The organism is Micromonospora sp. HK10, assembly GCF_000982955.1.
Lineage (GTDB): Bacteria > Actinomycetota > Actinomycetes > Mycobacteriales > Micromonosporaceae > Micromonospora.
In genome coordinates, this window is record NZ_KQ058866.1 from 1 (window position 1) to 8,591 (window position 8,591).

The 8,591-nt window shown below is 72.0% G+C and carries 8 protein-coding genes; 7 read left to right on the top strand and 1 reads right to left on the bottom strand.

All coding sequences use genetic code 11. From position 1 onward, the window contains the following. The 7 genes from LQ51_RS23670 to LQ51_RS23700 all read left to right on the top strand — a co-directional run. The coding region (locus tag LQ51_RS23670; RefSeq protein WP_156313206.1) for an efflux RND transporter periplasmic adaptor subunit at positions 1 to 790 on the top strand (790 nt) is incomplete at its 5' end. 117 nt (positions 791 to 907) lie between these two features. Beyond that, a complete protein-coding gene (locus tag LQ51_RS23675; RefSeq protein WP_046569269.1) occupies positions 908 to 1,633 on the top strand; it encodes a response regulator transcription factor in 726 nt (241 codons plus the stop codon). After that, positions 1,633 to 3,225, top strand: coding sequence for a sensor histidine kinase (locus tag LQ51_RS23680; protein WP_156313207.1), 1,593 nt, complete (start codon positions 1,633 to 1,635; stop codon positions 3,223 to 3,225). The genes LQ51_RS23675 and LQ51_RS23680 overlap by 1 nt, the downstream gene beginning before the upstream one ends. Positions 3,226 to 3,266: 41 nt before the next feature. Beyond that, positions 3,267 to 4,508: an efflux RND transporter periplasmic adaptor subunit gene (locus LQ51_RS23685; protein WP_046569271.1), complete on the top strand. Its 1,242-nt coding sequence runs from the start codon at positions 3,267 to 3,269 to the stop codon at positions 4,506 to 4,508. After that, complete coding sequence (locus tag LQ51_RS23690) at positions 4,505 to 5,311, top strand: ABC transporter ATP-binding protein (RefSeq protein WP_231605849.1); 807 nt, start codon at positions 4,505 to 4,507, stop codon at positions 5,309 to 5,311. Before LQ51_RS23685 ends, LQ51_RS23690 begins: the two co-directional genes overlap by 4 nt. 235 nt (positions 5,312 to 5,546) lie before the next feature. Continuing rightward, positions 5,547 to 6,770 carry an ABC transporter permease gene (locus LQ51_RS23695; RefSeq protein WP_046569274.1) on the top strand — a complete coding sequence of 408 codons (1,224 nt, stop codon included), beginning with the start codon at positions 5,547 to 5,549 and terminating at the stop codon, positions 6,768 to 6,770. A gap of 16 nt (positions 6,771 to 6,786) precedes the next feature. Beyond that, positions 6,787 to 7,389 (top strand): hypothetical protein, encoded by a 603-nt coding sequence (locus LQ51_RS23700; protein WP_052745038.1) that lies wholly within the window; start codon positions 6,787 to 6,789, stop codon positions 7,387 to 7,389. 24 nt (positions 7,390 to 7,413) lie between these two features. On the opposite strand, the gene LQ51_RS23705 is transcribed toward LQ51_RS23700, so the two are convergent. Further along, entirely contained in the window at positions 7,414 to 7,623 is a 210-nt protein-coding gene (locus LQ51_RS23705; protein ID WP_046569275.1) for a PspC domain-containing protein, read from the bottom strand. Between the last annotated feature and the right edge of the window lie 968 nt (positions 7,624 to 8,591).

Here is an 8,591-nt window from a genome sequence, read left to right on the forward strand (position 1 = left end):
GTCCCCCACGCCCACCGCGTCCCCCAAGCCCACCGCGACGCCCAGCCCGGCCAGCCCGACCCGGGGCAGGACCACGCAGCCGGGTCAGCCCTCGGCGGCACCCGGCGGCGGCAGCGGGCCGAGTTGCGCGAGTCGTGGCGGGCAGGCGGGCAACGGGCAGCCCGGTGGCGCCGGCGCCGACCCGGTGCTGCGGGCGCAGCAGCAGGTGACCAGCGCCCAGCTGGCCCTGGCAGAGGCGGAGGAGGCACTGGCCGGCACCAGCATCACGGCGCCGCTGGCGGGGAAGGTGCTCTCCGTCGCGGGCACGGTCGGGAGCAAGGTCAGCGCCCGTGTCACCTTCGTCACCCTCGGTGACATCGCCGGCATGGCGGTGTCGGCGAAGTTTCCCGAGGCGGACGCCGGGCGGGTCATGGTCGGGCTCGCGGCGACCGTCACGCTCGCCGACCGGCCGGGCGAGGAGTTCGCGGCCAGGGTCACCCAGCTGGATCCGGTCGGTACGACGGACGGGCAGATGGTCACCTACGGCGCGCTGCTCGACTTCGACACCGTGCCGAAGGGAACCCTGGTCGGACAGAGCGCGAACGTCCGCGTCACGATCCGGTCGGTGCCCGACGTGCTCCGGGTGCCCGCCACCGCGGTGCGGGAGATCATCGGCGACACCGGCACGGTGTCGTTCCGGACGGCTACCGGCATGCAGTCCCGCCAGGTCACCGTCGGCGTACGTGGTGACCAGTACACGGAGATCACCGCCGGCCTGGCCGAGGGGGACGAGGTGGCCGTCAGCCGGTGAAAGCGGGCTCGTCCACCAGCCCGACAGCCGAACCTCAGCGGATACATCGGATTTTCATAGATGTCTCCCAGCCTTCGCCGATAGAGATTCTGCGGAATCCGAGGCGAGGAGGAGAAGGTGCGCCAACCGGCAGGAGAGCAGACCCGACGGGCGACCAGGGTGCTCGTGGTGGACGACGAGCCGAACATATCCGCCCTGCTGTCAGCCACCCTGCGGCTCATCGACTTCGACGTACGGGTGGCGAACGGCGGGCGGGAGGCGCTCACCAGCGTCGCCGAGTTCGACCCGGATCTCGTCGTCCTCGACGTGATGATGCCCGACCTCGACGGCTTCGCCGTGGCACGGCAGTTGCGGGCGGCGGCCAACGGGCGGGGCGTACCGGTGCTCTTCCTGACCGCCCGGGACGCGGTGGAGGACCGGATCGCGGGGCTCGCCATCGGCGCCGACGACTACGTCACGAAGCCGTTCAGCCTGGAGGAGGTCGTGCTGCGCATCAGAGCCATCCTCCGGCGGAGCCGGGTCGAGTCGGACACCGGCGCGCTCGCCTACGCCGACCTGGAACTCGACGATGATGCCCACGAGGTACGCCGCGGCGGCCGGCTGATCGAAATGTCCCCCACCGAGTTCAACCTGCTGCGTTTCCTGCTCCTCAACGCCGGCCGGGTGGTCAGCAAGGCGCAGATCATGGACCGGGTGTGGAGCTACGACTTCGGCGGCGACGGGCGGATCGTCGAGTCGTACGTCTACTACCTGCGCAGAAAGATCGACCGGTGGGATCCGCCTCTGATCCACACCGTGCGCGGCGTGGGATACACGCTGCGCCTGCCCAGGACCTCGGACTAATGAGCAGCGCGCCGGGCCGGGCGGGCGCCGCCGTGGCACGGTGGTGGTCGGGGCTACGGCAGCGGTGGCTGCCGCTCCCGCGCCGGTGGGGCCACTGGACGCTGCGCTCCCGGCTGGTGGTGGTGATCGCCGCGCTCACCGCGGTCGCCCTGATCGTGGCTAACACCGCCGGGCTGGTGCTTCTCCGGTCCTACCTCACCGACCGGGTCGACGAACAGTTGATCCGCGCGGCCCGGATCTATCAGAACGGGATCCCGCCCGAACTGGGACAGGGCTTCTCCCGGTCCGGGCGGCCCCCGGGCGGCGGCCCGGGGCAGGCGGTGGTGATCTACCGCGCCGACGGCACCGCCCTGCCCGGCCTGCTCTCCGCTGACGATCTTTCGCCGCCGCAGCTGCCCGGCCGGGCCGATCTGCTGGCGCGAGCCGAGGACCGGCGACCGTTCGCGGTCGACGCGGCGGACGGCGGGAGCGGCTGGCGGGTGATCGTCGTACCCACCGAGAGCGGCGGGCTGGCCGTCGTCGGGCAGTCGCTGCGCGACGTCGACGCGACGGCCGACGGGCTGGTGCTCATCGACGGCGCGGTGATGCTGCTCGTGCTGCTGGTGCTCGGCCTCGTCGCGGCCTCGGTGGTGCGCATCGGACTGCGCCCGCTGACCCGGATGGAATCGATCTCCGCGGAGATCACTGCGGGTGACCTGTCCCGGCGGGTCGAGGACACCGATCCGCACACCGAGCCCGGTCGGCTCGGCATCGCGCTGAACGTCATGCTCGACCGGATTGGCGCCGAGATGAGCGCGCGCAGCGCCTCCGAACGGCGGCTGCGGCAGTTCGTCGCGGACGCCTCGCACGAGCTGCGTACGCCGCTCACCTCGATCCGCGGCTTCGCCGAGCTGTACCGCCGGGGTGGTGCCCCGCCCGGCCCGCTGCTGGACGAGTCGATGAGCCGGATCGAGGCCGAAGCCGCCCGGATGGCTGGCCTCGTCGAGGACCTGCTGGTGCTGGCCCGGCTGGATCTGCACCGCCCGCTCCGGCGTGCCCCGGTCGACCTGCTCGCGATCGCCGCCGACACGATCCGGGACGCACACGCCCGGGTGCCCGACCGGCCGGTCCGGCTGGCCACCCTTCGCACCGGGGACGGCGGATGCGCGAGCGGCGGTCTCGAACCGGTGAGCGTGCTCGGCGACGAGCACCGGCTCCGTCAGGTGGTCACCAACCTGGTCGCCAACGCGTTGCAGCACACCCCACCCGAGGCGGAGATCACCGTACGGGTGGGCCGACTGAGCGGGGCCGGACCGGCGGTGCTGGAGGTTGCCGACACCGGTCCGGGCATCCCGGCGGAGCACGCCGAGCGCGTCTTCGAACGGCTCTACCGGGTCGATCCGAGCCGCACCCGCAGTCACGGGGTCGGCTCTGGGCTGGGCCTGGCGATCGTGGCGGCGATCGTGCAGAGCCACGGCGGCCGGGTCGACCTCGTCACCGAGGTGGGTCAGGGCGCTGTCTTCCGGGTCCTACTGCCGGTCGGCGAGGCCGGTCCCGGCGAGACGCCGGTGCGGCCGGACGGCGGCCGCGTTTCCCAGCCTGCTCCGAGCTGACCCCGGGTTCGCTCCGAGCCGGGCGGTCCAGGCTGTCCCCCATGCCTGTGCGCCGTCTGCTCTCCGCGCGCCGCCCAGCGGCGCTCGTCAACGCCGTACTCGGGGTGGTGATCGCCGCCGGTGGGATCTGGGCCTACACCATCTTCGTCAAGCCGGAGTCCGGTTCCGCCGCGGGCAGCGCCGGCACCCGGACCGTGCCGGTCGCGCAGGGCACGGTGACCTCCACCGTCTCCGCCTCTGGCAGCGTACGCAGCGCTGTCACGGCCAGCGCCGAGTTCGCCACCGCCGGCACGGTCAGCGAGATCCGGGTCAAGGTGGGTGACGTGGTCAAGAAGGGCGCGGTGCTGGCCCGGGTGGATCCGGCCGCGGCCAAGCGCGATCTCACGGCCGCCGAGGCGAATCTGGACGCCGCCGAGGCGGCGCTCGACCGGGCCACCGACGCCGGCAGCGACACGACGGACGCGGAGGCGCAGGTGACCAGCGCCGAGTTGGCGGTCGACGAGGCGCAGGAGGCGGTCGACGGCACCGTCCTCAAGGCGCCGATGGCCGGTACGGTCGTCGCGGTCAACGGCAGCGTCGGCGGTTCCTCCGGTGGCGGGTCCAGCGGCAGCGGAAACGGCACCGGGAGTTCCGGGGGCAACGCACCGGGCGGAGCCGCCGACGGCAGGTCTACCTCGTCGTCGAGCGGCACGTCCGGCGGCTTCATCGAACTCGCCAACCTGAGCCGGTTGGAGGTTTCCGCCTCCGTCGCCGAGGCGGACGCGACCAAGTTGAAGGTCGGCCAGGCGGCCACCATCACCTGGAACGCGCTGCCGGGCGCGACCGCCACCGGCAAGCTGACCTCGATCGACCCGAACGCGAGCACCTCGAACAACGTGGTCACCTACGGCGTCGTGTTCAGCCTGGACCAGCTGCCGGACGGCGCGCGGGCAGGGCAGACGGTCGAGGTGTCGGCGACCGTCGGCCAGGTGGACAACGTCATCTACGTCAACTCGGCCGCCCTGACCACCGTCGGCAACCGGCACACCGTAACCGTGCTGGAGAACGGCCAGCAGGTGACCCGGTCAGTCGAGGTCGGGCTGATGGGCGACCAGGCCGTGGAGATCACCTCCGGCCTGCAGGTCGGCGAACAGGTCGTGCTGAAGATTTCCTCGACCAGCACCAACGGCAACAACGGCTTTCCCCGCGGTGGCCCGGCGGGCGGCGGATTCCCGGGCGGCGCGGGACTCCCTGGCGGCGGCGGATTCCCCGGCGGCGGCACCGGCGGCAGGACGAACCGATGATCGGCCCGATGATGAACGGTCCGGAGGACCGGTCGACCAGGCCCGGCCATCCGCCTGTGCTCGACGTCCGCGGCCTGACGAAGGTGTACGGCGAGGGTGAGGCGACCGTGCACGCGCTGCGCGGCGTCGACCTCGTCGTCGAACGCGGCGACTACGTGGCGATCATGGGCTCGTCCGGCTCCGGCAAGTCGACCCTGATGAACATCGTCGGCTGCCTCGACGTGCCGACTACCGGCCGGTACCTGCTGGACGGGGTGGACGTCAGCCGGCTCAACGACCGGCAGCTCGCGCTGGTCCGCAACCGGCTGATCGGCTTCGTCTTCCAGGCGTTCAACCTGATTCCCAGGACCACCGCGCTGGCCAACGTCGAGCTGCCGCTGGCGTACGCCGGTGTGCCGGCGGCCGAGCGCCGCCGCCGGGCGCTCGCCGCGCTGGACATGGTCGGTCTGGCCGCCCGGGCCGGCCACGAGCCCAACCAGCTCTCCGGCGGCCAGCAGCAGCGCGTCGCGGTGGCTCGGGCACTGGTCACCGAGCCGGCGCTGGTGCTCGCCGACGAGCCCACGGGCAACCTGGACAGCCGCTCGACCGCGGACCTGCTGGCGATCTTCGACGAGCTGAACGCCGCTGGCCGGACGATCGTGTTGATCACCCACGAGCCCGAGGTGGGCAGCCGGGCGCGGCGACTGATCAAGCTCTTCGACGGGCAGATCGCCGCCGACGTACGCCAGGGCGGCCCGGCCAGGGGCAGCGCTGCGGACCGGATGCTCGACCAGCCGACCGTCCCGATGGAGCGAATCCGGTGAGCGCGAGGAGTGAGCCGGGTTTGCGAGCCCCGCAGTCGCGAACGAAGAGTGGCTCGGTGAGCGCGAGGAGTGAGCCGGGTTTGCGAGCCCCGCAGTCGCGAACGAAGAGTGGCCCGGTGAGCGCGAGGAGTGGGCCGGGTTTGCGAGCCCCGCAGTCGCGAACGAAGAGTGGCTCGGTGAGCGCGAGGAGTGAGCCGGGGTTGCGAGCCTTGGAACGCGAACGAAGGGTGGCGCGGTGAGTCTGTTCGAGATCCTGCGGTTCGCCGCGCGTGGAGTGACCGCCAACAAGCTGCGCTCGGCGCTGACCACACTCGGCGTCCTCATCGGGGTCGGCGCGGTGATCCTGCTCGTCGCGGTCGGCAACGGCTCGGCCAAGCAGATCACCGACCGGATCGCCGCGTTGGGCACCGACACGCTGACCGTGCAGAGCACGTCGCGCGGCGGCGCCAGCAACACGGCGATCACCGTGGAGACCGCGAAGGCGCTGCGCGATCCCGTCCTGGCGCCGGACGTGAAGTCGGTGTCGCCGGTGGTCAGCGCCTCGGCCACCATCACCTACCAGGGCTCCGACCACTCGGTGCAGCAGTTCGTCGGCACCTACCCCAGCTACTTCGGGGCGTCGAACACGCCGGTCGGCACGGGTGCGGCGTTCAGCGACGAGGACGTCGCGCAGGGCCGGCGGGTGCTGGTGATCGGGCAGACCGTCGCCGAGGAACTCTTCCCCGGCGTCGAGCCGGTCGGCGCGGAGGTGACCGTCGGCGGTTCGCTGTTCACCGTGGTCGGCGTACTCGAGGAGAAGAGCTCGTCGTCCGGCTTCCAGGACGCCAACGACGTCGCGGTCGCGCCGCTGACCGCCGTGCAGCAGACGTTGACGGGATACGGCCCAGTCAGCTCGGTCGTCGTCGAGGCCACCGGGTCGGACCGGGTGGACGAGGCACAGGCGCAGGTCGCCGCGATCCTCGACCAGCGACTCAAGGTGTCCGCCACCACCTCCGGCGCCGCGAACCGGTCGAACTCGAGTCCCTACCGCATCCAGAACGCCTCCCAGCTGCTGGAGACGCAGACCGAGACGGCCGACACCTTCACCGTCCTGCTCGGCGCCGTGGCGGGGATCAGCCTGCTGGTTGGTGGGATCGGCATCACCAACATCATGCTGGTCACGGTCACCGAGCGGACCCGGGAGATCGGCATTCGCAAGGCCCTGGGCGCGCCCCGCCGGGTGATCCTCACCCAGTTCCTGGCCGAGGCGACGATGCTCAGCCTGACCGGTGGTGGCCTGGGCGTCGCGGCGGCGCTGATCGGCAGCCAGTTCACCATCGTCGGCGTCAAACCGGTGGTGGTACCGAGTTCGATCGTCCTGGCGCTCGGCGTCTCGGTCGCGATCGGGCTGTTCTTCGGCAGTGTCCCGGCCAGCCGTGCCGCCGGCCTCCGGCCGATCGACGCGCTCCGCTACGAGTGACTTCGGGGAAGTAACCATGATCAGAGCAGTGAAGTGGGGCCGCCCGGCGGGGGGAGTTCACCGTGGTGGCGACGGGCCGGGCCCGGATCCGGCACCGGCGGCCGATGGATCCCTCGCCGGCGACGGGCTCGCCGCCGAACTCGCCGCGGCGGCGGGCCGGCGCTGGTGGAACCGGGCGACCCTGTACCTCGGGGCCGTGGCGCTCCTGATCGGCGGCTTCCTCGGCGGTGTACTGGTCGAGAAGTCGTACGGCGACTCGACTGCCTCCGGGCCGGCCGGCGCGGCCGCCCGCGGGCAGCGGGGAGCCGGCGGCTTCGCCTTCCCGGGCGGGATGCCGACCGGGTTTCCGGGTGGTGCCGGCAACCCGGGGGCGGCCAACCCGGGCGCCGGTGGCGCGAGCGTCACCACCGGCACGGTGAAGCTGGTCGACGGCACGACCCTCTACGTGCAGACCGAGGACGGCACCGTGGTGACCGTGCGGACCAGCGGCGACACCGCGATCAAGCTGGCTAGGGACGGGGCGTTGAAGGACCTGAAGGCCGGCGACGCGGTCACCGTGGAGGGAGCCGACGCCGCCGGCACCGTTACCGCCACCACGGTGACCGGACCGGCGAAGTAGCGGTCGCCGGCCCGGCCGAGCGGGTCAACGGCGGACGGAGGCCAGGTAGCGGTCCTCGTTCGGCATCAGGACCCAGAGGATCAGGTAGATGATCACCTGGGTGCCGGGCAGCAGCAGGGACAGCAGGAACAGCAGCCGGACCATGCCGGCGGACATGCCGAACCGCTGGGCCAGGCCGGCGCAGACGCCGGCGAACATGCGCCCCTGGCGGGGCCGGACCAGTTTGCGACTCATCGTCGTACTCCCAACTGCGCGGCGATCCGCCGCGCTGAACTCCACGCTAGAAACGGGTGCGCGCCGCGCCCTCGGCCCCGAGGAGGATGAAGGCCCTGGGCACCCGTAGGTGCTTACCCCGCCGGGTCCCCACCAACGCGCCCTCGGGCGGCATGGCGGCCAGGAGTGGGGCGGTACGGCGCGATGACCTGGGCGGTGGGGTGATGGGCTGGACGGTGGCGTGGTGGGCTGGGCAGTGGCGTGATGGGCTGTGCGGTGGCGCGATGGGCTGTGCGGTGCCGTGATGGGCTGTGCGGTGGTGCGATGGGCTGTGCGGTGGCGCGATGGGCTGTGCGGTGGTGCGATGGGTTAGCCGGTGGCCTGGGCGGTGGCGCGATGAGCTGGCGGTATCACGCGATGAGCTGGGTTGTGGCGTGATGGGCTGGGCGGTATGGCGCCATGACTTGGGCGGTGGCGCGATGAGCTGGGCAGCATGGCGGCCAGGAACTGGTCGGTATGGGGCGATGGGCATGGGGCGGCATGGGGCGGTAAGCCACTACCGATCTGATGACGTCAGCGACTCACGCCCGAGTCCCGTCCGCCACTCCGCGCCCTGATCCGTTCACGTCATCAAGTCGGTAGCCGAAGGATGCGACTCGGCCGCCGCTCCCGCCTACGCTCCCGATCCGCCCGACCACGTCATCACCTCGATAGCCAACGGCTGCCCCTTCACCTGCCGTTGCCCGCCCCCGCCACCGCCCGTTCTCCGTCCTGGCCGCCCTCCCGCCGCTGCCCGTTCCCTCCTTGGCCGCGCCCTCCCGCCACCGCCCGTTCTCCGGCTGCGGCCGCCTTCCCGCCGCCCGTTCTCCGGCCATGGCGGCCCTCTCGCCGTCGCAGCCTCCCGAGAATCAGGAGCCCTCATCCACATGGCGGGACAAGTGGAGATCTTGGACGCAAACGGCCCCTATAAGGGCCGTTTGCGTCCAAGA

Excerpts from the sequence above, each read along its gene's own strand:
- LQ51_RS23680 (WP_156313207.1), top strand. The coding sequence starts at position 1,633 with ATGAGCAGCGCGCCGGGCCGGGCGGGCGCCGCCGTGGCACGGTGGTGG.
- LQ51_RS23685 (WP_046569271.1), top strand. The coding sequence starts at position 3,267 with ATGCCTGTGCGCCGTCTGCTCTCCGCGCGCCGCCCAGCGGCGCTCGTC.
- LQ51_RS23690 (WP_231605849.1), top strand. The coding sequence starts at position 4,505 with ATGATCGGCCCGATGATGAACGGTCCGGAGGACCGGTCGACCAGGCCC.
- LQ51_RS23700 (WP_052745038.1), top strand. The coding sequence starts at position 6,787 with ATGATCAGAGCAGTGAAGTGGGGCCGCCCGGCGGGGGGAGTTCACCGT.
- LQ51_RS23705 (WP_046569275.1), bottom strand. The coding sequence starts at position 7,623 with ATGAGTCGCAAACTGGTCCGGCCCCGCCAGGGGCGCATGTTCGCCGGC.